This window comes from Streptomyces sp. NPDC088766, assembly GCF_044750845.1.
GTDB lineage: Bacteria > Actinomycetota > Actinomycetes > Streptomycetales > Streptomycetaceae > Streptomyces.
In genome coordinates this window covers 200,478-222,678 of the sequence record NZ_JBIVKQ010000009.1, presented here as the reverse complement: position 1 = coordinate 222,678, position 22,201 = coordinate 200,478, and the positions used below count along the sequence as shown (strand labels likewise).

The window sequence follows — 22,201 nt, the reverse complement described above, 5'->3', positions numbered from 1 at the left end:
TCACGCGATGCTGCCCTGGAAACGCCTGCTCGGACCGCTCACCGCCCTGCTGCTGGCGATCGCGGCCACCGCCGTCCCCGCCGCCACGGCCGCGTCCACCGCCCACGCCGCCACCGCCTCGAGCCTGGGGGGCTGGAACGACTACGACTGCGAGCCCTCCGCCGCCCACCCCCGCCCCGTCGTCCTCGTCCACGGCACCTTCGGCAACTCCGTCGACAACTGGCTCGGCCTCGCGCCGTGCCTGAAGCACCGCGGGTACTGCGTCTTCTCCCTCGACTACGGCCAGTTGCCCGGCGTCCCCCTCCTGTACGGCCTCGGCCCCATCGACAAGTCGGCGGAACAGCTGTCCGCCTACGTCGACAGGGTCCTCGCCGCGACCGGCACCACCGAGGCCGACCTCGTCGGCCACTCGCAGGGCGGCATGATGCCCCGCTACTACCTCAAGTTCCTCGGCGGAGCCGCCAAGGTGAACGCCCTCGTCGGCATCGCCCCCAGCAGCCACGGCACCACCCTCGCCGGGCTGACCAACCTGCTGCCCTTCTTCCCCGGCGCCGAGGACCTCCTCACCACCGCCACCCCGGCCCTCGCCCAGCAGATCGTCGGCTCCGACTTCATGACGAAGCTGAACGAGGGCGGCGACACCGTCCCCGGCGTCCGCTACACCGTCATCGCGACCCGGTACGACGAGGTGGTGACGCCGTACCGGACGCAGTTCCTGAGCGGGCCGAACGTCAGGAACGTCCTCGTCCAGAACCTCTGCCCGCTCGATCTGTCCGAGCACGCGCTGCTCGGACTGACCGACCGGATCGCCTTCCACGAGGTGGCCAATGCGCTCGACCCGGCCCACGCCGCCCCCACCACCTGCGCGTCCGTCCTCGGCTGACGGAGGTGGTCGTGCCGGGGCCTGTCCGGCCTGAGCCGCCGGTCAGGCCCCGGAGCCCGTCGGATCAGCGGCCGCCGCGGCCGCCGCCCACCGCACGCCGCCGCACCGACGCGAACAGCACGCCCGCCCCCAGCGCCAGGACGGCCGCCCCGCCGACCGCGAGGTACGGCGTGCTGCCGTCGCCGCCGGTCTCGGCGAGACTGCCGCCGGTCCCGGCCGCCTTCGGCTCGTCGGCCTCGGGGGCGGAGGGCGCCGACGTCGGGTCCGTCGTGGTGGCGGGGTCGTCGTCGCCGTGACCGCCGTGCTCGACCGTCGACTTGTCTGCCCCCTCCTCGATCTGCTCCTCGGACGGCGCGGACGCGGCCGGAACCGGGGCGGCGCCGCCGGTCGGGCCGCCGGTCGGGCCGCCGGTGGAACCGCTCGCGGAACCGGCCGGGGAAACGCCGGCGGAACCGCCCTCCGTGCCGCTCTGCGCACCGCTTCCGGAGCCGCTCCCCGAACCGCCCGCCGCCCCGCCGAAGGTGACGTCCGAACAGGAGTAGAACGCCTCCGGGCTGTCCGAGCGCTGCCACACCGCGTACAGCACATGCCGCCCCGAACGCTCGGGCAGCGTGCCGGAGAACGTGTAGAAACCGCCCGCCGCGACCGGGTCGGTGGCCGTCGCCACCGGATGCCCCAGATCCAGGTCGGACCAGGCCAGCGGCCGCGCCGGGTCGTACCCCGGCTTGGTGACGTACACCGTGAAGGTGCCCTTGTGCGGCGCGGTCACCCGGTACTTGAAGGTGGCGGACCCGCCGCGCACGCTCGTCGCCGGCCAGTCCGCGCGGGCCAGGTCGAGGCCCTTGAACGCGGCGTTGCCCGCGCTGCACAGCTTGCCGTCCGGGATCAGCTCCTGGTGCCGGCCGGCGGCGTCGCCGATGCGGATGCCGTTCCAGTCGTACAGCGCCTGCGTCCCGCCCGCCGCGACCGCCGCCTTGCAGGCGTCCGACCGCGGACTCTCGGGGCCCTCCGCGTAACACTGTGCGACGCGGCTGACCGGGTCGCCCATCGAGCCGTGCGCGGCCGCGGGACCCGCGACCAGCACGGACAGCGCGGTCAGGGCCGGCGGGGTCAGGCCCAGGGCGGCGGCGACGGCGGCGGCCTTGCGGCGTGCGGGCATGGGGGATCTCCTCGGAACCGGTGCTGATGTGTGCCGGAACCAAGAAACCCCGGAATCGCCCGGAGGGGAGCTCCGTCGGCGATCTTTAGGGTCCCCTTAAGGACCTGCTGAGGCAGGGATCAGGTAGGTGGCGTCGGCGTGCGGCGCCGTGCCGCGCAGGTGGCGTTCGGCGTCGTGCCGCGGCCCATGGAGGCGGACCACGCGGCGGACGTGGCGGCCGGAGAGGTGTTCGTCACCGGGGACCCCGTCGTCGGCCCGGTGGTGGTCGAGGAGTCCGGGGGCGAGCCGCCGGACCACCACGAGGCCGGGCCCCGCACGAACGCGCTCACGGGGAGGAGGGGAAGGAGGGGGGAAGAGGGGGAAGCGCCGGAGGATCCACCCCGGTTACGGCCACCGGGGCGTGGAACGCCGGGCCGACGGGCCCTGCGGCCGCGTCGACCGCCGCGAGCGGCCGGACCGGCGCGGACCGCGGGCGCGCCTCACCCGTCCGGCCACCACGTGCGCGCGATGTCCTTGCGCACCTCGGGACGTCCGGCGGGGCGTTCGTCGCTCTCCTCGCGGATCCTGCGGGGTTCCGTCTTCTTCAGGGGCTTCTGCACGGTCGTACGGCGCATGGCTGCCTCCTTCGGGGTCCACCGAGTTCCGCGTTCTCACGGAGGTAGACCCGTTCCGGGAGAGTTCCTCATCGCCACCCGTTCTGTCAGTGGCGGCTGTCACGATTCGAATGTCAGTGGTGGGTGCCACTCTTGAGCACATGGCACACCAGAGTGACGGGACGACTTCGGCGCGTGTCGACTGGGACGCGCAGGCCGCCGCCTTCGACGAGGAACCGGACCACGGGCTGCGCGACCCCGAAGTGCGCGCCGCGTGGGCGGGCCGGCTGCGCGGCTGGCTCCCGGACCGTCCCGGCGGCCTCCTCGACCTCGGCTGCGGCACCGGCAGCCTGTCGCTCCTGGCCGCCGAGCGCGGACACCGCGTCACCGGCATCGACCTCTCCCCGGCCATGATCGACCGGGCCCGCGCCAAACTCGCCGGACGTGACGCGGTGTTCCTGGTCGGTGACGCTGCGGCGCCCCCGGTCGGGGAGGAGCGCTTCGACACCGTCCTCGTACGGCATGTGCTGTGGACCCTGCCCGACCCCGGCCGCGCCCTGCGGCGCTGGTGCGACCTGCTGCGCCCCGGAGGCCGGCTCGTGCTGGTCGAGGGCGTGTGGGGCACCGTCAGCCCCGTCGGCATACCGGCGGACCGGCTCGCCGCCCTGCTGGCCCCGCTCACCGTCCACGCACGCGTGGAGCGGCTCTCGGACGACCCGCGGCTGTGGGGGAGGGCGGTGGAGGACGAACGGTACGCGGTGGTGGCGACCGTGCCGCTCTAGGGCGTGTTTCGAAAGTCCCTCCCCCAGAGGGGGTGCCCCCAGCCTGGCGACGTCTGGCACGCACTCCCCCGGAGGGGGCACCCCCAGCCGCGTTGTCGGGATCACCCCGATACAACCAGTATCGGGGCGACCCTCCGCCTTGCGATCGCACGCACCGGACGCCGCCGGGCCTGCCCTTCGGGCAGACGACGCCACTTTCGAAACACGCCCTAGGCGGTCAGTTCCCCGAAGCGGTTCCCGCGGGCCAGTGACTCCAGTTCGTCGAGTGCTCCCACCGCGGCGGCCGCCGCCTCCGGGTCCCGCTCGGCCAGCCCGCTCCGCGCGAACTCGTCCTCGTCCAGCCGCCGTACGTCGTCGCCGTCGGCGGAGCGCCACAGGTCCAGGTCCAGATCCTCCACGACCAGCTCGGTGCCGGTGAGGGTCGCGGGGCGGGTGACGTCGCAGTACCAGCCCTTCAGGGCGCCGGACACGCCGCGGACCTCCTTCACGGAGTACCAGCGGTCCAGCCAGTAGTACTCCGTGAAGACGTCACCCGGCTCGAACCGCACGAAGCCGAAGTCCCGTACGCCCTCGCCCGCCCAGGGGGCCCGGACGGCGATCCTGGTGCCGTCGTCACGGAGCAGCTCGGCGGGGTAACGGATCTTCGTCCGGCCGCCCTTGACGAGGACGACGTCCACGAGCCGGGCGGGGTCGGTCGAGTTCACGGGCATGGCGCACCTCTGTCGCACAGATCTCGTAGCCGAACCACTTGTTGACGGCGAGCATCGGCCCGTTGCCGGTGTCGTTGCCGGTGAACGCCTCCCGGTGTCCCGCGGCGCGGGCACGGTGCAGCGAGACGTTCTTGACGAGCTTGGCCAGGCCACGGCCGCGGTGGGCGCGCGCCGTGCCGGTCATGCCCGTGGAGTAGCGGGCCGCGCCGTCCGTACGGGCCGCGGTGAAAGCGACGGGACGGCCCTCGACGACGGCGACCGAGGTCAGGTCGAGGTCGAGCAGCGGATGCCGCCAGGTCTCCTCCAGCCAGGCCTCGTAGTCGGTGAACTCGGCGCCGATGTCGCCCGGTTCGTCCGCGGTCACCTCGGCGTCCAGCTCGAACAACGGGCGGGGGTCGTCCGCGAAGTCGGCGGCGGTGCGCAGTTCGACACCGGTCGGAGGGTCCTGGAGCGGGGGCAGCGAGCCGTTCGCCAGGTCCAGGCGGAGGAAGTGCGCGGAGCGGCTCGCCCGGTAGCCGCGCCGCTCGGCGAAGCCGCGGTCGTCCGGCTCGTCCAGGACCCAGGTGAACAACCGCGTCGCCCCGTGTGCCGCCAGGTGCTCCTCGCCCGCTCGAGTCAGCCTCGAACCCGCCCCGCGGCCCCGGTGCGCGGGGTGCACGTACACGTTGAGGGAGCCCTGGCCGGGTTCCGGGCTGTCGTGGACGAGGCCCACCTGGGCCGTGCCGGCGATCTCGCCGTCGGCCTCGGCGACGAGCAGGCGGAAACGGGCGTCGGGACGGGTGCGGGTGAGGTCGTGGACCACGGATTCCGGGGTGGACACCATGAACGGCAGTGCGGCCCGCCGTACCCGGACGAAGCCCTCCACGTCCGCCGGCACTCCGGCACGCAGATCGCGCACGATGACGGTCATGCGCCCCACGCTATGCGTCCGGCCTGCCGGGATGCCTCCCATTTTCCGGCGGGTGCGGGACAATCGGGCCGTGACCTTGAAGATCGACATCGTTGAGGGCGTCGCGCCGTACGAACAGGTGAGGGCGCAGATCGCCGAGCAGGCCCGGTCGGGAGCGCTGCCCGTGGGTCATCGGCTGCCCACCGTGCGCGGCCTGGCCGAGTCGCTGGGCCTGGCGGCTAACACGGTCGCCAAGGCCTACCGGGCGCTGGAGACGGACGGCGTGATCGAGACTCGCGGGCGCAACGGCACGTTCGTCGCCGCCGCGGGCTCGGCGGCGGAGCGGGAACTCGCCGCCGCCGCGCAGACCTACGCGGAGCGGGCCCGCCGGCTGGGCCTGGGCGAGAAGGAGGCCCTGGCAGCGGTCCGGGACGCCCTGCGAGCGGCCAACGGCTGAGAGGCGCGCCGGGAGGCGGCGGTCACGGGGCTCCGTCCCGCACCCCGTCCTCTCCCGCCCGCCCGTCCGACCCGGTCGGCCGGGCGGTGGCCGTCGTGCGGCCGCGCCCCGGAACCGGTCCTCGCCCGGCCACCCGTCCGGCCCGGCAGCCCGTGGTTCCGGCCCGGCCGGTGCACCGCCGAAGCACCCGCGTCGCCCGGACCCGCACACCACGCACACGTCTCCTCGAGCCGCGGTGCGAGATCACGTGCGCCTCGGAGCCCGGCGGGCGCGGCCCGTGCACGCCGCCGAGCCGGTGGACGGCCGTACGGGCGTCTTTCCGAGACGCAGGGCGGGAGGCCGTTCGTGTTTCCCGGGCCGGCCCGCAGAGTGCTCGCGCGCGCGTCGTGCCGGGAAGGCCGGCCGCTCAGCCCGCCGGCACGGCGAGGGCCCGCGTCGGGCGCAGCCCCGCCCGCTCCGCGAGTCGCCCGAACAGCACCGCGTTCTCCACCGCCGCGCCGCCGGGGTCGTTGTTGAAGTAGGCGTACACGTCGGCGCCGGCCGGCCAGGTGGTGGCGATGCGGCCGATCCATGTCTCCAGCGCGCGCCGGCCGTAGCGCGGCCACGGGTGGGCGCGGCCCTGGTGGAAGCGGACGTAGCCCCAGTCGGTGGTCCGCCACAGCGGGGTCACCGGGCGGGACCGGGCGTCGGCCCAGCACAGGGCCGCGCCCCGGCGCTCCAGGACCGCGCGGACCCGGGGGGGTCCACCAGGAGTCGTGGCGGGGTTCCACGGCGACCCGGGTGCCGGACGGGAAGCGGGCCAGGCAGGTGTCCAGCAGGTCCGGGTCGGCGCGCAGGGTCGGCGGCAGCTGGAGGAGGACCGGGCCCAGGTGGTCGCCGAGCCCGGCCGCGTGGGTCGTCAGGCGCCGCACGGGCTCCCCGGGGTCCCGCAGCCGCTTGACGTGGGTGAGGTAGCGGCTGGCCTTGACCGCGACGACGAAGTCCGGCGGGACCCGTTCGGCCCAGGACGTGAAGGTCTCCCGCGAGGGCAGCCGGTAGAACGCGTTGTTGATCTCGACGGTGGCGAAGTGCGCCGCGTACTCCTCCAGCCACCGCCGTACCGGCACGTCGGCCGGGTACAGGACGCCCTTCCAGTCCTTGTACTGCCAGCCCGACGTGCCGACGAACAGGGTCACGCATCCATCAAAGCACTACAGGTACAGCCCGGCGTCGGCCCCGCCGCGGGGCTCCGGCAGCGACGTGGGGGAGGTGCCCCGGCGCAGTGCGTACAACTCGGCGAGGGTGGCGCCCTCGCGGCCGACGCCCTCCTCGGTGCCGAGCCAGTCCACCGCCTCCCGGCGGGTCAGCGACCCGACCTCGATCCGGGCCAGGCAGCGGCCCGGCCGCACGACCGCCGGATGCAGCCGCTCCAGGTCCTCGTTGGTGGTCACCCCGACCAGGACGTTGCGCCCCTGGCCGAGCAGGCCGTCGGTGAGGTTGAGCAGCCGGGAGAGGGCCTGGCCCGCGGTGTGCTTGGCCTCGCCGCGGATCAGCTCGTCGCAGTCCTCCAGCAGGAGCAGCCGCCAGCGGCTCTTGCCGGGGCCGTCCTCCTCGCCGATCGCTATGTCCATCAGATAGCCGACGTCGGAGAACAGGCGCTCGGGGTCCAGGACGCAGTCGACCTGGCACCAGTCCCGCCAGGAGCGGGCGAGGGTGCGCAGCGCGGAGGTCTTGCCGGTGCCGGGCGGGCCGTGCAGCAGGAGCAACCGGCCGGCGATGTCGTCGGGGGTCGTCGCCATCACACGGTCCATCGCCTCGGCGACGAGGGCCGTGTAGTTGGGGCGGATCTCGTCCCAGGTGCCCGCGGCGATCTGGCGGGTGGTGCGGTGCGGGCCGCGCCGCGGGGAGACGTACCAGAAGCCCATGGTGACGTTCTCCGGCTGGGGCTCGGGCTCGTCCGCCGCGCCGTCGGTCGCCTCGTCGAGCACCTTCGCGGCGAGTTCGGCGCTGGTCGCGGTGACGGTGACGTCCGCGCCGCGGTTCCAGCGGGACACCAGCAGCGTCCAGCCGTCGCCCTCGGCGAGCGTGGCGCTGCGGTCGTCGTCGCGGGCCACGCGCAGCACGCGCGCGTGGGGTGGGACCAGGTCGGCGCCGGAGCGGACGCGGTCGATGTTCACCGCGTGGGAGTACGGCTGCTCGCCCGTCGCGAAGCGGCCGAGGAACAGCGCGTCGACGACGTCGGACGGGGAGTCGGAGTCGTCGACGTTGAGCCGCATCGGCAGGGCGTCGTGTGGGTGCGCGGACATGCCCGCCATGATCCGGCACCGGCGGTCGGTGTGCACCCGGTTTCCGTACTGCGCGCCGGTGTGTCGGATATGTCCGGTGCGCGTGCGGTGCGTGCGGTGCGTGCGGTGCGTGCGGTGCGCGTGGTGCGCCGTGAGGCGCGGCCGGGGCCCGCCACCCCCGGCCGCGCCTCACGGCGCAGGGCCACCGAACCGGCCCGCGCCGCGCCTTCCGGCACGAGGCCTCCACGGCCGGCCCGCACCGCGCCTTCCGCCTCGGACCGTCGGACCGTCAGACCAGGGCCCCGGCCGCCCTGCGGTGGATCCGCCGGACCCCGCGCACCATCGCGTATCCCTTAGTGAGGGCGCGGTCCCGGGCGAAGGCGCGGGCGACGGCGCGTCCGTCGAGGAGCCGCTCGAACTCCTCGACGCCGGTGCCGCGCCGCACGGTCACCCGCCGCAGGGCGTACGGCCCCTGCGCCCGCCGGGCCAGCGCGTTGCCGACGGCGAGCGCCTGGGCGAACCCGTGCTCCCGTACGGCCGTGCGCACCCGTCTGCTGGAGTAGCCGTACGGGTAGGCGAACGAGACCGGCAGGGCGCCCAGTTCGCCGGCGACGATGTCCCGGCAGCGGGCCAGTTCGGCGTGCAGCGCGGTGTCGTCGAGCTGGTCGAGCTGTGGGTGGCTGTGGCTGTGGCCGCCGATCTCGACGCCCGCGCGGGCCAGTTCGCGCACCTGTTGCCAGTCCAGCATGGTGTCCGGGCCGCCGCCGGTGTCGTACGCGCCGCGGAGCCAGCCGGTGGACACGAACAGGGTGGCCGGGAAGCCGTGTTCGGCCAGGGCGGGCAGGGCGTGGCGGTGCACGCCCTCGTAGCCGTCGTCGAAGGTGATCAGGACGGGCAGGGCGGGCAGCGGGCGGCCGGAGCGCCAGCGGGCCGCGAGGTCGGCGGTGGTGAGCGGGGTCAGGCCGCGGTCGGCGATCAGTGCCATCTGCCCGGCGAACGCCGCCGGGGAGACCGAGAGGGACCGGGTGGCGTCGTTCGGCTCGGACGCGACCGCGTGGTACATGAGGATCGGGATCCGTGCCTGTGTCATGCGGCGGCCTCCCGGTCCGCCCCGGCGGGCGCGTCGATGCGTACCTGCGAGAACGTCGTCCCGTTCCGCCGCGCCCGTACGCTGCCCACCACGTAGCCGGCGGCGGCGGTGAGCACCCCGGCGACGATCGCGCCCGCGCGCCGGGCTCCGCCGCGGCGGGCCAGCGCCTGGTCGCGCAGCCCCCGGGCCACCCCGGCCGGCAACACGCGGGCGGCGTAACGGCGTTCGGACTCCAGGCCCTTGTTCGCGCCGACACTGCGGGCGACGAGCGCCTTGGACAGGCCCTCGGCGTAGGTGCGGGTGCGGAAGTACGCGAAGTGCTCGCGTGCCTCGGGCACCCTGTGGTGGATGACCGCGCGGTCGTCGACGAGCAGGACGGCGTCGGGGCTGGCGCGGCCGATCCGGATGCACAGCTCGGTCTCCTCGCCGCCCAGCGGCCGCTTGTCGCCGTCGCGGCCGATACCGGTGGCGAAGCCGCCCGCGAGGTCGAACGCGGTCCGCCGGAAGGAGGCGTTGCCGCCGAGGATGTTGCGGACCCGGACCAGGCCGGACGGCAGGCCCCGGTAGGAGCAGCCCACCACCCAGTCGAACTCGTCGGGGAACCAGTCGGGCCGCCGCCCGGACGCCCACACCGGCTCGGTACGGCCGCCGACGGCCATCACCCGCGGGTCGTCGTAGGCGGCCGCGAACCGGCTGAGCCAGTCGCGTTCGGCGACGGCGTCGTCGTCGAGGAAGGCGACGACCTCGCCGCGGGAGGCCGCGATGCCGGTGTTGCGGCCGGCCGACAGCCCGCGCGGGCCCGCGTTGGGCAGCACCCGCACCTCGGCGATCTCCTCGTACTCCCCGGCCAGCCGGTCCAGGAGCACCGGGTTGTGGTCGACGACCAGCAGGGTCTCCAGGGCCGGCCGGCTCTGTGCGCGCACCGAGGAGACCGCCGCGAGGATGTCCTCCCAGCGGTCCTCGGTGTACACGCAGACGACGACGGAGACGCGGACGGGCGGACCGGCCGGGGCGCCGTTCGCGCTCAAGACACCTCTCCCCGGCCCCCGTCGAGCATCCGGGCGCGGCGGCCGCCGCGGCGCAGCGCCCGCCGGTTGGAGCGTTCGCCGATGATCACCCGCAGCACCCGCAGTCCGTCGCGCACGGCGCGCAGGTTGCTGACGCCGTGGATGCGCAGGTACTCGTGGCTCGGGATCTCCTGCACCCTCAGTCCGGCCTTGACGACCCGGATGTTCATCAGCGTCTCGACCTCGAAGCCGGTGCAGTCCAGGTCGATCTTGTCCAGGCAGTGCCGCCAGAAGGCGTTGTAGCCGTAGCACAGGTCGGTGTAGCGGGCGCCGAACTTGCGGTTGACGACGGCGCACAGGACGCGGTTGCCGAGCCGGCGGACGAAGGTCATGTCGTCGGTGCCGCCGCCGTTGGCGAAGCGGGAGCCCTTGGCGAAGTCCGCGCCCGAGACGAGGGCGGAGACGTACGACACGATCTCGTTGCCGTCGGCGGAGCCGTCCGCGTCGACCATCACGATGATGTCGCCGCTGCACGCCTCGAAGCCGGTGATGAGGGCGTCGCCCTTGCCCCGGCCCTGCTGCCCCACGACCTTGACGCCGGGCCACAGTTCCCGCGCGACCTCGACGGTGGCGTCGGTGGAGTTGCCGTCGACCAGCACCACTTCGTGGATCCAGTCCGGCAGGGTCTTGAAGACGTACGGAAGGTTCTCGGCCTCGTTCATCGCCGGGATGACGACGCTCACCGGTGGCGTGATGGCCAGGTGAGAGGAGATGGGCCGGTACTTCCCGGCGGTCGACGGGGCCTGACGATCCTGGCCCGGTGTCGCCGGATGCAGAACGGAACTCATCAGTCTGGTCCCTCTCGTCCGGTGGGCCGCCCACCCCCGGGCGGCCCGGATGTAAGTCCGGTTCGAAAGGGGGGTTGTTGTGTCACCCACGGCCGTACGGCATGACGGAGGACCTCTCCGTCGGCCCTGCGGCCCGGTACGGCGGAAGACCTCTCCGCGCACCCCGGGTGAGCTGGCAAAGCTGGACGGCCACCGGAAAAGACGGCAGCCGACTGCGCGGCACGACCCGGTCACCAGGTTCGGTCACCGGGCACGGCACCCCCCTACCGCGCCCCGCGCCGGAAACCGTCTGCGGTCCTTGAGCCCTCCCCCAGGCCCTGTCGTCACATTCGCGTCTGCCCGGCGACGCCATGCACGCCCTCCGGGCGGACGACGGGAATGTGACGACAGGGCCCAGCCGCTTACCGACGGTCCGATGCGGGTGAGATGTCTGACGGTATTGACGAATGCGCCCGTATGGCAAGACCTGGAACGAGGCCTCACCTTTTTGTTCGTTTGACCGTTACACAACGGCTCGTCCCGTGCCGGGACGGACCTCGATGATCAGGAACCTGACATAAACGTCCCCCGGAGGCCGGGTGCGCCTCCGGGGAACGGGGCGTGACCGGTCGCCGCCTCAGCGGCGTCGGGTCACGGGACGATCTTCAGCAGGCGGTTCGGCGAGCCGGTGCCCGCGCTGGTGACCTTGCCGGTGGTCGCGCCGTTGATCAGCGCCGTGGCCACCTGGGCCGGGGTGGCCGAGGTGTGGCCCGCCAGGTAGATCGCGGCCGCGCCCGCGACGTGCGGGGTCGCCATCGACGTGCCGGAGATGGTGTTGGTGGCGGTGTCGCTGGTGTACCAGCCCGCCGTGATGGAGGAGCCGGGGGCGAAGATGTCCAGGGCCGAGCCGTAGTTGGAGTAGCTGGCCCTGGCGTCGGTGCTGGTGGTGGCGCCGACCGTGATGGCCTCGGTGACCCGGGCCGGGGACGACGAGGAGGCGGTGGTGCTGCTGTTGCCCGCCGCGACGGCGTAGGTGACGCCGCTGGCTATGGAGCGGCGCACGGCCGCGTCCAGGGTGGTGGAGACGCCGCCGCCGAGCGACATGTTGGCGACCGAGGGCCCGGAGTGGTTCGCGGTCACCCAGTCGATGCCCGCGATCACACCGGCCGTGGTGCCGGAGCCGGAGTTGTTCAGCACCCGGACGGCCACGATCTTCGCCTGCTTGGCGACGCCGTAGGTGGTGCCCGCGATCGTGGTGGCGACGTGGGTGCCGTGGCCGTTGCCGTCCTGGGCGACGTTGTCGCCGTCGACGGCGTCGTAGCCGTTGACGGCCCGGCCGCTGATCTGGGAGTGCGTGATGCGTACGCCGGTGTCGATGACGTAGGCCGTCACACCGCTGCCGGCGGAGTCCGGGTAGGTGTAGGTGCCGGACAGCGGGAGCGAGGTCTGGTCGATGCGGTCCAGGCCCCAGGGGGCGCTGGACTGGGTGGCGTCCACGTGGACGGTCTGGTCCTGCTCCACCGCGGCGACCGCGGGGTCGGCGGCCAGTCTCCTCGCCTCGGCGGCGGAGAGGGTCGCGGTGTAGCCGTTCAGCGCGGCGCCGAACGTCTTCTTCACCGAGCCGCCGTAGCCCTTGATGAGGTCCTTGCCGGTCGCCGAGGACGCCTTGAAGCCGGCGTCCTGCTTGAGGGTGACGATGTAGCTGTCCTTGACGGCGGTGGGGGAGCCGGCCGCGAGGACCCTGCCCTCGGCCGGGGCGGCCTGGGCGGGGAGCGCGGTCAGTCCGCCGACGAGGGCGGCGGCCGCCACGGTGGCGGCGGCGGAGACGCGGACCTTGTTGCTGCGAAGGTGTGCCATTACGAGGGAGTCCTCCTCTAGGCGGCGCGCGCCGGGGTGGGGCGTGCGTCTGTGGGGGATGCGCGGGGTGTTCGCGCACACGGCGTCGAGCGTCGCGGCGTACCGCTCTCGGCCGGGGTAAAGACTCCGTCATCTACCGCCGTAGAACAAGGGTGTTGAAAGACAGTCAACAAATTTGACGTGCCCACGTAACAAACGGGGGGCGATCGATCGCTTCGCGGCCGAGAAGTTTTGGCATGAACACTTCCCGTCAACGCGCGTAGTTGGTAACAAGGTTGCGGCAGAGATCCTGCTAAGGGAGGTTCCATGAGACGTTCCCGCGTTGCCGTACTCGTCAGCTCGCTCCTCCTCGCCGTCGGCGCCGCCCTCACCGGGGCGGCCTCCGCGCAGGGAGCCCAACTCGCCGCGACCGGTGGCTATGTGGCCCTCGGTGACTCCTACTCCTCAGGCGTCGGAGCCGGCAGCTACATCAGCTCCAGCGGTGACTGCAAGCGCAGCACGAAGGCGTTCCCGTACCTCTGGAACGCCGCGCATGCCCCCGCCTCGTTCTCGTTCACCGCTTGCTCGGGCGCTCGAACGGGTGATGTTCTCGCCGGACAGCTCGGCCCGCTCGACTCCTCCACCGGCCTGGTCTCCATCAGCGTCGGCGGCAACGACGCCGGCTTCGCCGACGTCATGACCACCTGCGTCACCAGCTCCGACAGCACCTGCCTCAGCCGCATCAACACCGCGCGCTCCTACGTCAGTTCCACGCTGCCCGGCCAGCTCGACAGCGTCTACTCGGCGATCCGCTCCAAGGCGCCCGCCGCCCGCGTCGTCGTCATCGGCTACCCCCGCTTCTACCAGCTCGGCACGACCTGCCTGGGACTGTCCGAGACCAAGCGCACCGCCATCAACAACGCCTCCGACCTCCTCAACAGCGTCACCGCCCAGCGCGCCGCCGCCCACGGCTTCGTCTTCGGAGACGTCCGCACCACCTTCACCGGCCACGAGATCTGCTCCGGCAGCTCCTGGCTGCACAGCGTCAACTGGCTCAACATCGGTGAGTCCTACCACCCGACCGCGTCCGGTCAGTCGGGTGGCTACCTGCCGGTCCTCAACAACGCCGCCTGAGCCGTCACTGCGAGGGTGACGCGGAGGGGGAGGCCCCGCCCGACGGGGCCTCCGTCTCGCACGTGACCGAGAACGGCACCGAGTTCGACGTCACGCGCCCCGGCTCGCGCACCTCGACACCGATCGCGTTGCGGTACGTCCCGCTCTCGGCGTGCGTGGTCACGACCACCTTGTCCTGCCCCGACTTCCCGCCGCCCGCCGGCAGGTCCAGGGTCCGCCAGCCCGCGTCCACGAGTTCGCCCTCCTTCGACACCCACCGGTAGGACACCTGCGCGGGCAGCCGGCCCACCGTGATCGTCACCGTGAACGTGGGCGCCTGCGCATCCGGCGGCGGGCAGGACCCCGAGTAGTCCGTGTGCGAGCCGGTGACCGTGACCGCCACGGACTGCGGCGGCGCCTCGCTCGTGGCACTCCCGCTCTCGCTCGGACTGGCGTCCGGCGAGGGCTCCCCGCTGTCCGAGGTCTCGCTCTCCCGCGGCGTCGCGGACGGACTCACGCCCTGCGAACGGCTGTTGACGACGTCCCCACCACTGCCGCCGTCCCCGTCCCCCCGGCTCAGCAGCGCGTACGTCAGCCCGCCGACCGCCAGCGCCAGCACCGCCACTCCGGCGATCAGCACCCCCGCGGTACGCCGGTCACGGCCGGGCCCGGTCCGGGTGGTGTCCCCCTGCGGACCGGGCCGGGGCGGAGCCGGCGAGGGCGTCGGCAGCGGCTCGGTGCGTGACGTCGCCGGAGGCCCGGCGGCCGTCGGCGGATACGGCGTCGTCGCCCGGAACGTGCCGGGCCGGGCGGTGCCGCCCGCGGCGACGACCCGCAGATCGGTCTCGGCCACCTCGGCCGGCACCCGTTCCGCCGGGTCCTTGCGCAGCAGCCCCTCGATGACGGGGGCCAGCGCGCCCGCCCGGCGCGGCCGCGGCAGCTCCTCGTCGACGATCGCGCGCAGGGTGCTCAACGGCGTGTCCTGCCGGAAGGGGGAGTTGCCCTCGACCGCCGCGTACAGCAGCACGCCCAGCGACCACAGGTCCGACTCGGGGCCCGGCGTGCGGCCCAGCGCCCGCTCCGGCGCGAGGAACTCGGGTGAGCCGATGACCTCGCCGGTCATGGTGAGCGCCGAGGTGCCCTCGACGGAGGCGATGCCGAAGTCGGTGAGCACCACCCGGCCGTCGTTGGACATCAGCACGTTGGCCGGTTTCACGTCCCGGTGCAGCACGCCCGCCTCGTGCGCAGCCCGCAGCGCGGCCAGCACCTCGGCCCCGATGTGAGCGGCCCGCGCGGGCTCCAACGGGCCCTCCGCGTCGAGCAGTTCGGCGAGAGAGATGCCCCGTACCAGCTCCATGACGATCCACGGCCGGCCGTCCTGCACGGCCACGTCGTACACCGTCACCACATTGCGGTTCGCCACCCGGGCGGCGGCCCAGGCCTCCCGCTCCAGCCGGGCGTACAGCCGCTCGACGTCCGAGGCCGGCAGTCCGGCCGGGGCACGGACCTCCTTGACGGCGACCTCGCGGTGCAGCACCTCGTCCCGGGCCCGCCACACCGTGCCCATGCCGCCCTCGCCGAGCGGGGACAGCAGACGGTAGCGGCCCGCGATCAGACGCTCACTGCCGGGCTCTTCGGTCACCGCGCACCCCATTCCCCCTTCGCATCCTGGTGAATACCTCCTCAACGTAGCTCAGACCAGTACGGACGCGACCCCCTTGAGCACCAGCCCGGCACCGAGGGCCACGACCACCAGCGCCGACCACAGAGGCAGGTTCCGGCGCACCAGGGCCACCGCCGGGTGGCCGGTCCGGAGCGGGCTGCGGTCCAGCAGCCGGGCCGCACCCGTGCCCAGCCGGACGACGGCGAACCCGGCGGCCGTCAGGGTCAGGGCCAGCCCGATCCCGTACGCGACGACGAGCAGCAGCCCGAACCAGGCGTGGCCGAGCGCCGCCGCACCGACCAGCACGACGACGGCGGAGGGACTGGGGACCAGCCCCCCGGCGAAGCCGAGCAGGATCGTGCCGCGCAGGGTCGGGGCGGTGGGGTGGCTGTGGGTCACACCGCCGTGGGTGTGGGTGTCCGTGTGGTGGTGCCCGTGACCGTGTCGGTGCTCACCGTCGTGGCGGTGATGGTGGTCGTGGTCGTGGTCATGGTCGTGGTGGGTGTGGTCGTGGCCGTGTTCGAGGTCGCGCGGGTGCTCGTGGACGGTGGCCCGGCCGGGGTGTTCGGCGGGCGCGCCGACGAGGACCGGGCGGCGGGCGGGCGGCTTCGCCGGCCGGTGCGGACGCGGGTGCCGGTGTCCGGTGCCGTGTCCCCGGTGGTGCCAGGCCCGTCGTACGAGGGTCGTGCCCGCGAACAGGACGAGGGCGCCGCTGGCCAGGCCCAGCCAGGCGACCACCGAGGGCGCGGCGGCCGAGCCGGCCGTGACCAGCAGGCCGAGGGCGACCACGCCGAGGGTGTGGGTGACGGTGACGGACGCGGCCAGGGGCAGGACGTCCTTGAAGCGGGCCCGGTCGCCGCGGGCGGCCGCCGTCGCGGCCATGAGGGTCTTGCCGTGCCCCGGCGCGAGGGCGTGCATCGCACCGAGGCCGACGGCCAGGACCAACGCCAGCGCGGCGAAACCGAGGGTGAGGTGCTGCCGGGCGACCAGGCCGTCCAGGGCCCGCGTCCAGCGGTCCGCGCCCCGGGGCAGCACGGACGCGGCGGGCGCGTCGTCCTCCTCCTCGGCGAGCGCCGGGCCGCCGGGCCGCACCCGCAGGGAAGCGGTCGCGGTGTCGGCGGGCGAGGACAGCAACTCGGCCGGATAGCGCGTCAGTTCGTCCGACACCGACTCCCGGGGTACGTCCGCGCCGGTGAGCGTCATCCGGTCGCCGCGCGCGGTGATCTCGCGCCAGCCGGGCCCGGAGGAGGCGCCCGCGCTCCGGAAGGTCAGGGACACCGACGCGGCCTCGGGCAGCGGAGCGGTCAGCCGGCACCGCACCCGCAGGGTGTCGAGCCCGGCCTGTCCCGGCCGCAGGTCGGCCTCCGCGGCGCCGGCCGTGAGGGCGACCGTACGGCCGTCGACGGTGAGGCGGCTGCCCGCGGCGGCCGTGGCGCACCGCTGCCGGGCCCACCCGGCCGGACCGAGCCGCTCGACGTCCGGCTTCGCCTGGGTCGCCGGGATCTCCGCGAGGTCCTCCACGTGCTCGATGCGCAGTTGACCGGGGGCGGCCACGAGGCCGTCGTAACGGTTGACGGTGAAGTTGCCCAAGGGGTGCGCGCTCGCACTGGCGGAAGGGAACAGCGCGAGCGCGCATCCGGCCGTCAGGACGGCCGCGCAGGAGGCGAACACGCGACGGAGCGTCACTCGGCCGCCTCCAGCGTCTTCAGGGCGGCACGGGCCTCGCGGGCCCCGAGGGCAGAGAAGCCCGGGTTCAGTTCCAGGGCCGCGGTGAGGTGGATGCGGGCGTCGTCCGGGTGGCCCGTGGCTTGTTCGATCACGCCCCGGTGGTAGAGGAAGGCGGCGTTGCGGTAACCGGTGGCCGTGGCCTGCCGGGCGTAGCGGAGCGCCTCGTCGTCCTCGCCGTTGACGTGCAGGGCCCAGGCGAGGGCGTCCGCGGTGTGCACGGTCCGGCGGCGGTCCCATTCGGCGCGGGCCGCGCGCAGTGCCGCCGCCCTGTCGCCGTGGTCGGCGGCGGCGAGCGCGGTGTCCAGGTCGGCGTTGACGCCGCCTGCGCGGGCGAGCGCCGTCCAGGCGTCGACGAGCCGGTACTGGGCCCGCGCCCTCGCCGCGTCGCCCTCGCCGCCGCGCACCTCGTACAACTCGCCCAACTCGATCAGCGGGCCGGGGAGCGGGAAGCGGGCCACCACGTTCTCCAGCCCCTCGATCGCCTCCGCCTGCCGGCCGCTCGCAGCCAGGGCGCGGGCGCGGCCCTCCAGCGCCGGGAGGTGGTCCTCGTCGGCGGCGAGGGCGCGGGCGTAGTGGGTGAGGGCGGTGTCGGCGTCGCCCTGGCTCCAGGCGAGCTGGCCGAGCTGGGTGGCCACGTAGGCGATGTCGCCCGGCGTGGTCGAGGCCGCGAGCGCCCGGTCCAGGACCCGGCGGGCGGTGGTGACGTCGCCGCGCAGCTCCTGGACGTATGCGTAGCGGGTGAACACCGGTACGCCGGGCCGTCGCTCGTCGGCCGTGCGGGCCGCCCGCGCCGCCTCCTCGTACCGGCCCAGCTCGACGAGCGCGTCGATGCGGGAGCACAGGGCGCGTTCGTTGTAGGGGTTCAGCTCCAGGGCCCGGTCGGCGTGGGCGAGCGCGTCGGTGAACTCGTGGCGGGCCGCGGCGAGCGCGGCACGGCCGGACAGGGCCTGGTCGTTGTCCGGGCGCAGGGCGAGGGAGCGCTTCAGCGCCTGCTCGGCCTGCGGGTAGCGGGAGGGGTCGCCCTGGGTGCGGGCCTGCTCGACGTAGGCGAGGCCGAGGGTGGCCCAGCCGCCGAAGTCCCTCGGCTGGTCGCGGAGATGGGCCTGGAGCGAGGCGATGCCGGTGCCGAGGTCGGCGGCCGCGAGCAGACCGGGAGAGACCGCGGCGGCCGCCACCACCGGCGCGTCGCTCCTGCCGTCCCGCGCCGCGCCGAACGCGATCGCCCCCGCGGTGAGACCGACGGCCAGCATGGCGGCACAGGCCCCGAGCTGCACGGACCGCCAACGGCGCCCCGCGGCGGCGACCCGTTGAACGGCGGCGACCCGCTCGTCGGAGGGGCCGGCTGCTTCGGGGGTCTCGGTGCTTCCGGTGCTTCCGGTGCTTCCGGTGGTCCCGGTGGTCGGGGCGGTCTCGGTGGGTTCGGTGAGTTCGGGGCTCCCCGCGGCTCGGGTGGTCCCGGCGGGTTCGGCGGGTTCGGCGGGTTCGGTGGCTCCGGCGGCCGGAGCGGGCCGGGTGCCGCGGGGCTCCGCGGCCTCGTGGTTCTTCGCGGTCTCGCGGGCCGTCCCGGTGTTCTCGGCCGCCCGGGTTCCGCCGGTCGGCTCGATCGCGTCGGCGGTCTTTGCCGCCTGCGGCCGTGCCGTCGGCGGGCCCGCCGCTTCCCCGGACGCCGTTTCCTCCGCCGGGGCGGCGGCATCGGGCCCGGAGGCCGGCCGCTCGCGCTCCGGTCCGCCGTCGTTCGTACGCGGGGGCATGCCCTCTCCTCGGTCGCCTGGAGTGAATCGTCCTGCGCTGGTGCGTGGGGGTGGCGCGGCCCGCGCCGTGGGGGATGAGTACGCGGGCCGCGCCCGTCGGTGGGGCGGGCGGGGGAGTGCAGGATTCTCCCCCGCCCGCCCGGACAAGGAGCCCGGCGGTGGCCGGGCCTGGGCCGGTGGGCTCGATGGGGCCCGGTCGGGTTCGGCAGTGCCCCGAGGGGCGGGGCCGTGTCGCCGTGCGGCACCGCCGCAGGCACGCGACCCGCCACGACGCCCCCGCAGGGCCGCCTCCGGACCCGTGGCCGGAGTGCCTAGCCCCGGTACGCCCGTCGGCCGTGGCCGCCGCTCGTCCGGCGCCACCACATCAGTCCGCCGCCGATGAGCAGGATTCCGGCCGCGCCGGCGCCCGCCGAGGCGGCGATCACGGTGGTGTCCGTTCCGGACGTGGTGCCCGCGGGCTGGAGCGCGTCGCCGAGCTGGTTGCGGACGTCGTTGCCCGTGCTGACGCCCTTGGCGAGCGGGCCGCGTGAACCCTCGGTCGGCAGTGCGACGTAGGGGAAGGCCTTCTCGAAGTGCTTGTCGTTCTTGTCGACCGCGTCACCCAGGTCGTTCTTGGCGCCCAGCAGTTCGCCCTCGACGACCTGCAGCGCGGCGTCGATCACGTCGTCGGTGAGCCGGCGCCCGTTGGGGAAGCCCGCGTTGTCGCCGTCCAGCACGCCGAGCCGCTTGGGGGAGGCGGTCGGCTTGATGGAGGTGTTGAGGCGCAGCTGCTCCGAAGGCGTCACGTACGGCGGCTGGTTGAGTCCCTTCACGCCCTTGAGGAACACGTCCACCAGGTCGTTGCGCGGCTCGGCGGGCGCCTTGATCTTGTAGATCGCCTCGATGAGCTTCGGCAGCTCCGGGTTGGTGACGTTCTTCAGGAACTGGCCGTCGTCCTTCGGCTCGGACGCGTTGAACCTGTCCTTGTCCTTGATGGGGTTGACGACCTCGTTGACCAGCGGGTTGCCCAGCCGGGAGACCTGCGCGTAGTAGCCCTGCGCGTTACGGCGCTGGGTGGTCGACCAGATGCCCACGATCGACTGGTGCTCGGACTCGGTGATCAGGTCCGTCGGCACCTGGAGGGCGATCGAGTTGACGTTGTAGCCCTTGAGCGTGTCGTTGCCGACCTCGGAGAGGTTCCCGCCGTACAGCAGGTCGAAGACGCGCAGGTCGAGGAAGAACGGGTCGTCGGCCTGGCCGGCGAAGGTCTGCGAACCGTTGGAGAGCTTGTAGACCGCCTGCTTGCGCAGCTTGGCGTAGTCGGGCATCGACGCCTTGCCGACGTTCGACGGTGCCACCGGCACGTCGTCCGCGAGCTTGGTCCTGTGGACGGCCTTCCCCTTCTCCAGCTTGACCAGTTCGAGGTCGTACGTCTGGGTCACGTTCAGGTCGGGGTCGTTCAGGCTCTCGACCGCCCCGGTGTTGTACAGGAACGTCTTCTTGTTCTTCACATGCGTCTTGAAGGTGTAGCGGAAGAGCAGTTCGCCCTGCGCGTCACCGTTGTTGTCGATGTGGATGTCGTACTGGGCGTCCTCCGCGAACGGGAAGAAGTTCGGGCCGCCGGCCGGCTCCTCGAACGGGATCCAGTTCGCGACGATCGTCGTGGTATCCGGTTTGTCCGGGCTCACGAAGGCGTACACGTCGGTGTTGTCGTACTGCGGGGTGCCCGATATGAGCGGGGCCTCCCGGTGGCTGGAGGCGGCCGCCTCCCCGGGTGCCAGCGTGGCGACGCCGGCGGCCGCGAGGCCCCCGGCGGCCAGTGCCCCGCATATGAGGGTCGCGACGCCCCTGCGTCCGGATCCGCTCCTGGAGATAGCTGTCATGCCGTCCGTCCTCAGTGCCAACTTGCCTGACGGACAGTGATACGGAATGGGGATGCCGACTGGATTGGTCGGAAAACAAAAACTTTTTCTTTCCTGCTCACCCGCGTTTTCGCCCCTGGAATCCGTACCCCTGCCGGAGGTGTGTGCGTTGCGAGTGCCTGGTACGACGGGACGGCCGGGGTGCGGCCGCGGGGAGGGGGACCGGATGGAGGCGGACGAGTTGCTGGTGCTCGTCGCGGGAGGCGACCAGAACGCGTTCGAGCGGCTCTACGCCATCGTGTCCGGGCCGGTGTTCGGACTCGTGCGGCGCGTCGTGCGGGACCCCGCGCAGTCGGAGGAGGTCTCCCAGGAGGTGCTGCTCGAACTCTGGCGCTCCGCCGCCAGGTTCGACCCCCGGCGCGGCAGCGCGCTGTCGTGGATCCTCACCCTCGCCCACCGCCGCGCCGTCGACCGGGTGCGCGCTGCCCGCGCGGCCGGCGAGCGCGAGCAGCGCGAGGCGCAGCGCGCCCACCACCCCGCCTTCGACCAGGTGACCGAGGAGGTGGAGGCCGGTCTGGAGCGCGAGTGGGTACGCCGCTGCCTGGACCGGCTGACGGCCCTGCAACGACAGTCCGTCACCCTCGCCTACTACGACGGCTACACCTACCGCGAAGTCGCCGAACGGCTCTCGCTGCCGCTGGGCACGGTCAAGACCCGGATGCGCGACGGACTCACGCGGCTGCGCCACTGCCTGGGAGGTGCCGCATGAGCGTCCTCGGCTTCCTCCGCCGCGAGGACCTGCACTCGCTGGCGGCGCCCTACGCCCTCGACGCCCTCGAATCCGGCGAGCGGCGCCGCTTCGAGAAACACCTGAGCGGCTGCGACCGCTGCGCCGCCGAGGTGCGCGCCCTGTCCGAGGACGCCGTCCGGCTGGCCTGGTCGACGGCCGCGCAGCCCCCGACCGCGATGCGGGACCGGGTCCTGGCCGCCGTACGGACGACGCCGCAGGAGCCCGCGCGTGAGCCGTCGCGGGAGCGCGCGCCCCAACTGCCGCCGCATGTCTGGGGCATGCGGCCGCCGCCCGGACGCTCCCGTGCGCCCCGGGCGCGCCGCCCGCTGTTCGTGCCGTTCGCCACCGCCACGGCCGCCGCCGCGCTCGTCGTCGCCTCCCTCTTCGCGGTCCAGGCCGGTCGCACCCAGGACCAGCTCGACGCCGAGCGGGCCCGGGCACGTGAGATCGCCCACGTTCTCGCCGCTCCGGACGCCCGCGCGAGCACCGGCAAGGACGCGCGGGGCGGCACGATCGGAGTGATCGCCTCCGCTTCGGCGGGCGAGGCGGTCGTCACGTTGAGCGGACACGACGGGCTGCCCGGCGGGCGGGTGCACCAGCTCTGGGTCATGCGCCCCGACGCGCAACCGCGCTCCCTCGGCCTCTTCGAGGGTGACACGCCCTTGGTCGCCACCGGGCTCGAGCCCTCGTCGGCGTCACTCGCCGTGACCGTCGAGCCCGACGGCGGATCACCGCAGCCCACTACTCAGCCGGTTGTCCAACTCACCCTGAAATCGGTCGGATTCGGAGAGTAATGGCGGAGGGGTCGTCAACCCCCT

Annotated in this window: 20 protein-coding genes and 1 pseudogene; 6 read left to right on the top strand and 15 right to left on the bottom strand. The window is 73.7% G+C overall.

Annotated features, from left to right (window positions below; translation table 11 throughout):
* The first annotated feature begins 7 nt into the window (after nt 1-7).
* Nucleotides 8-883, top strand: coding sequence for an esterase/lipase family protein (locus ACIP5W_RS15525; protein WP_401472490.1), 876 nt, complete (start codon nt 8-10; stop codon nt 881-883).
* Nucleotides 884-947: 64 nt separating this feature from the next.
* On the opposite strand, the gene ACIP5W_RS15520 is transcribed toward ACIP5W_RS15525, so the two are convergent.
* The 3 genes from ACIP5W_RS15520 to ACIP5W_RS15510 form a co-directional block, all read right to left on the bottom strand.
* Nucleotides 948-2,042 (bottom strand): lytic polysaccharide monooxygenase, encoded by a 1,095-nt coding sequence (locus ACIP5W_RS15520; RefSeq protein ID WP_401472487.1) that lies wholly within the window; start codon nt 2,040-2,042, stop codon nt 948-950.
* 96 nt (nt 2,043-2,138) lie between these two features.
* Nucleotides 2,139-2,342, bottom strand: coding sequence for a hypothetical protein (locus ACIP5W_RS15515; protein WP_401472484.1), 204 nt, complete (start codon nt 2,340-2,342; stop codon nt 2,139-2,141).
* Between the two features lie 179 nt (nt 2,343-2,521).
* Nucleotides 2,522-2,656: a hypothetical protein gene (locus ACIP5W_RS15510; protein ID WP_401472481.1), complete on the bottom strand. Its 135-nt coding sequence runs from the start codon at nt 2,654-2,656 to the stop codon at nt 2,522-2,524.
* Between the two features lie 140 nt (nt 2,657-2,796).
* Here ACIP5W_RS15510 and ACIP5W_RS15505 point away from each other — a divergent pair, with 140 nt between their 5' ends.
* Nucleotides 2,797-3,417, top strand: coding sequence for a class I SAM-dependent methyltransferase (locus tag ACIP5W_RS15505; protein WP_401472478.1), 621 nt, complete (start codon nt 2,797-2,799; stop codon nt 3,415-3,417).
* Nucleotides 3,418-3,626: 209 nt separating this feature from the next.
* On the opposite strand, the gene ACIP5W_RS15500 is transcribed toward ACIP5W_RS15505, so the two are convergent.
* On the bottom strand, nt 3,627-4,127 hold the full coding sequence (locus tag ACIP5W_RS15500) for a DUF402 domain-containing protein (protein WP_401472475.1): 501 nt from the start codon (nt 4,125-4,127) through the stop codon (nt 3,627-3,629).
* Nucleotides 4,030-5,037, bottom strand: a complete 1,008-nt coding sequence (locus ACIP5W_RS15495) for a GNAT family N-acetyltransferase (protein ID WP_401472472.1) — start codon at nt 5,035-5,037, stop codon at nt 4,030-4,032. Before ACIP5W_RS15495 ends, ACIP5W_RS15500 begins: the two co-directional genes overlap by 98 nt.
* A 70-nt stretch (nt 5,038-5,107) precedes the next feature.
* Here ACIP5W_RS15495 and ACIP5W_RS15490 point away from each other — a divergent pair, with 70 nt between their 5' ends.
* The gene (locus tag ACIP5W_RS15490; protein ID WP_401472469.1) at nt 5,108-5,473 is read left to right on the top strand and encodes a GntR family transcriptional regulator; all 366 of its coding nucleotides are present in this window, start codon (nt 5,108-5,110) and stop codon (nt 5,471-5,473) included.
* A 406-nt stretch (nt 5,474-5,879) separates the two neighbouring features.
* Here ACIP5W_RS15490 and ACIP5W_RS15485 read toward each other — a convergent pair.
* The 6 genes and pseudogenes from ACIP5W_RS15485 to ACIP5W_RS15460 all read right to left on the bottom strand — a co-directional run bounded on the left by ACIP5W_RS15485 (nt 5,880) and on the right by ACIP5W_RS15460 (nt 12,518).
* Nucleotides 5,880-6,648, bottom strand: a pseudogene (locus tag ACIP5W_RS15485) (DUF72 domain-containing protein).
* A 15-nt stretch (nt 6,649-6,663) separates the two neighbouring features.
* Nucleotides 6,664-7,758, bottom strand: coding sequence for a DUF5925 domain-containing protein (locus ACIP5W_RS15480; RefSeq protein ID WP_401472466.1), 1,095 nt, complete (start codon nt 7,756-7,758; stop codon nt 6,664-6,666).
* A 268-nt stretch (nt 7,759-8,026) separates the two neighbouring features.
* A complete protein-coding gene (locus ACIP5W_RS15475) occupies nt 8,027-8,827 on the bottom strand; it encodes a polysaccharide deacetylase family protein (protein WP_401472463.1) in 801 nt (266 codons plus the stop codon).
* Entirely contained in the window at nt 8,824-9,855 is a 1,032-nt protein-coding gene (locus ACIP5W_RS15470; RefSeq protein ID WP_401472460.1) for a glycosyltransferase family 2 protein, read from the bottom strand. The genes ACIP5W_RS15475 and ACIP5W_RS15470 overlap by 4 nt, the downstream gene beginning before the upstream one ends.
* Nucleotides 9,852-10,682 carry a glycosyltransferase family 2 protein gene (locus ACIP5W_RS15465; RefSeq protein WP_366059201.1) on the bottom strand — a complete coding sequence of 277 codons (831 nt, stop codon included), beginning with the start codon at nt 10,680-10,682 and terminating at the stop codon, nt 9,852-9,854. The genes ACIP5W_RS15470 and ACIP5W_RS15465 overlap by 4 nt, the downstream gene beginning before the upstream one ends.
* Before the next feature lie 630 nt (nt 10,683-11,312).
* Nucleotides 11,313-12,518, bottom strand: coding sequence for a S8 family peptidase (locus ACIP5W_RS15460; RefSeq protein WP_401472456.1), 1,206 nt, complete (start codon nt 12,516-12,518; stop codon nt 11,313-11,315).
* A gap of 306 nt (nt 12,519-12,824) precedes the next feature.
* Between ACIP5W_RS15460 and ACIP5W_RS15455 the strand changes: the two genes are divergently transcribed.
* Complete coding sequence (locus tag ACIP5W_RS15455; RefSeq protein ID WP_401472453.1) at nt 12,825-13,631, top strand: SGNH/GDSL hydrolase family protein; 807 nt, start codon at nt 12,825-12,827, stop codon at nt 13,629-13,631.
* A 4-nt stretch (nt 13,632-13,635) separates the two neighbouring features.
* On the opposite strand, the gene ACIP5W_RS15450 is transcribed toward ACIP5W_RS15455, so the two are convergent.
* The 4 genes from ACIP5W_RS15450 to ACIP5W_RS15435 all read right to left on the bottom strand — a co-directional run bounded on the left by ACIP5W_RS15450 (nt 13,636) and on the right by ACIP5W_RS15435 (nt 20,614).
* On the bottom strand, nt 13,636-15,252 hold the full coding sequence (locus ACIP5W_RS15450) for a serine/threonine-protein kinase (RefSeq protein ID WP_401472450.1): 1,617 nt from the start codon (nt 15,250-15,252) through the stop codon (nt 13,636-13,638).
* Nucleotides 15,253-15,303: 51 nt separating this feature from the next.
* The gene (locus tag ACIP5W_RS15445) at nt 15,304-16,959 is read right to left on the bottom strand and encodes a nickel transporter (RefSeq protein ID WP_401472447.1); all 1,656 of its coding nucleotides are present in this window, start codon (nt 16,957-16,959) and stop codon (nt 15,304-15,306) included.
* Nucleotides 16,956-18,752 carry a tetratricopeptide repeat protein gene (locus tag ACIP5W_RS15440; RefSeq protein WP_401472444.1) on the bottom strand — a complete coding sequence of 599 codons (1,797 nt, stop codon included), beginning with the start codon at nt 18,750-18,752 and terminating at the stop codon, nt 16,956-16,958. The genes ACIP5W_RS15445 and ACIP5W_RS15440 overlap by 4 nt, the downstream gene beginning before the upstream one ends.
* 311 nt (nt 18,753-19,063) lie before the next feature.
* Complete coding sequence (locus tag ACIP5W_RS15435; RefSeq protein ID WP_401472441.1) at nt 19,064-20,614, bottom strand: DUF4331 domain-containing protein; 1,551 nt, start codon at nt 20,612-20,614, stop codon at nt 19,064-19,066.
* Between the two features lie 205 nt (nt 20,615-20,819).
* Between ACIP5W_RS15435 and ACIP5W_RS15430 the strand changes: the two genes are divergently transcribed.
* Nucleotides 20,820-21,362, top strand: a complete 543-nt coding sequence (locus ACIP5W_RS15430) for a sigma-70 family RNA polymerase sigma factor (protein WP_401472438.1) — start codon at nt 20,820-20,822, stop codon at nt 21,360-21,362.
* Nucleotides 21,359-22,177 (top strand): anti-sigma factor domain-containing protein, encoded by an 819-nt coding sequence (locus ACIP5W_RS15425; protein ID WP_401472435.1) that lies wholly within the window; start codon nt 21,359-21,361, stop codon nt 22,175-22,177. The genes ACIP5W_RS15430 and ACIP5W_RS15425 overlap by 4 nt, the downstream gene beginning before the upstream one ends.
* Nucleotides 22,178-22,201: the final 24 nt, after the last annotated feature.

Coding starts and splice junctions, on each gene's coding strand:
- ACIP5W_RS15465 (WP_366059201.1), bottom strand. CDS start 10,682: ATGAGTTCCGTTCTGCATCCGGCGACACCGGGCCAGGATCGTCAGGCC.
- ACIP5W_RS15495 (WP_401472472.1), bottom strand. CDS start 5,037: ATGACCGTCATCGTGCGCGATCTGCGTGCCGGAGTGCCGGCGGACGTG.
- ACIP5W_RS15500 (WP_401472475.1), bottom strand. CDS start 4,127: ATGCCCGTGAACTCGACCGACCCCGCCCGGCTCGTGGACGTCGTCCTC.
- ACIP5W_RS15455 (WP_401472453.1), top strand. CDS start 12,825: ATGAGACGTTCCCGCGTTGCCGTACTCGTCAGCTCGCTCCTCCTCGCC.
- ACIP5W_RS15440 (WP_401472444.1), bottom strand. CDS start 18,752: ATGCCCCCGCGTACGAACGACGGCGGACCGGAGCGCGAGCGGCCGGCC.
- ACIP5W_RS15510 (WP_401472481.1), bottom strand. CDS start 2,656: ATGCGCCGTACGACCGTGCAGAAGCCCCTGAAGAAGACGGAACCCCGC.
- ACIP5W_RS15425 (WP_401472435.1), top strand. CDS start 21,359: ATGAGCGTCCTCGGCTTCCTCCGCCGCGAGGACCTGCACTCGCTGGCG.
- ACIP5W_RS15435 (WP_401472441.1), bottom strand. CDS start 20,614: ATGACAGCTATCTCCAGGAGCGGATCCGGACGCAGGGGCGTCGCGACC.
- ACIP5W_RS15520 (WP_401472487.1), bottom strand. CDS start 2,042: ATGCCCGCACGCCGCAAGGCCGCCGCCGTCGCCGCCGCCCTGGGCCTG.
- ACIP5W_RS15525 (WP_401472490.1), top strand. CDS start 8: ATGCTGCCCTGGAAACGCCTGCTCGGACCGCTCACCGCCCTGCTGCTG.
- ACIP5W_RS15460 (WP_401472456.1), bottom strand. CDS start 12,518: ATGGCACACCTTCGCAGCAACAAGGTCCGCGTCTCCGCCGCCGCCACC.
- ACIP5W_RS15480 (WP_401472466.1), bottom strand. CDS start 7,758: ATGTCCGCGCACCCACACGACGCCCTGCCGATGCGGCTCAACGTCGAC.
- ACIP5W_RS15430 (WP_401472438.1), top strand. CDS start 20,820: ATGGAGGCGGACGAGTTGCTGGTGCTCGTCGCGGGAGGCGACCAGAAC.
- ACIP5W_RS15505 (WP_401472478.1), top strand. CDS start 2,797: ATGGCACACCAGAGTGACGGGACGACTTCGGCGCGTGTCGACTGGGAC.
- ACIP5W_RS15475 (WP_401472463.1), bottom strand. CDS start 8,827: ATGACACAGGCACGGATCCCGATCCTCATGTACCACGCGGTCGCGTCC.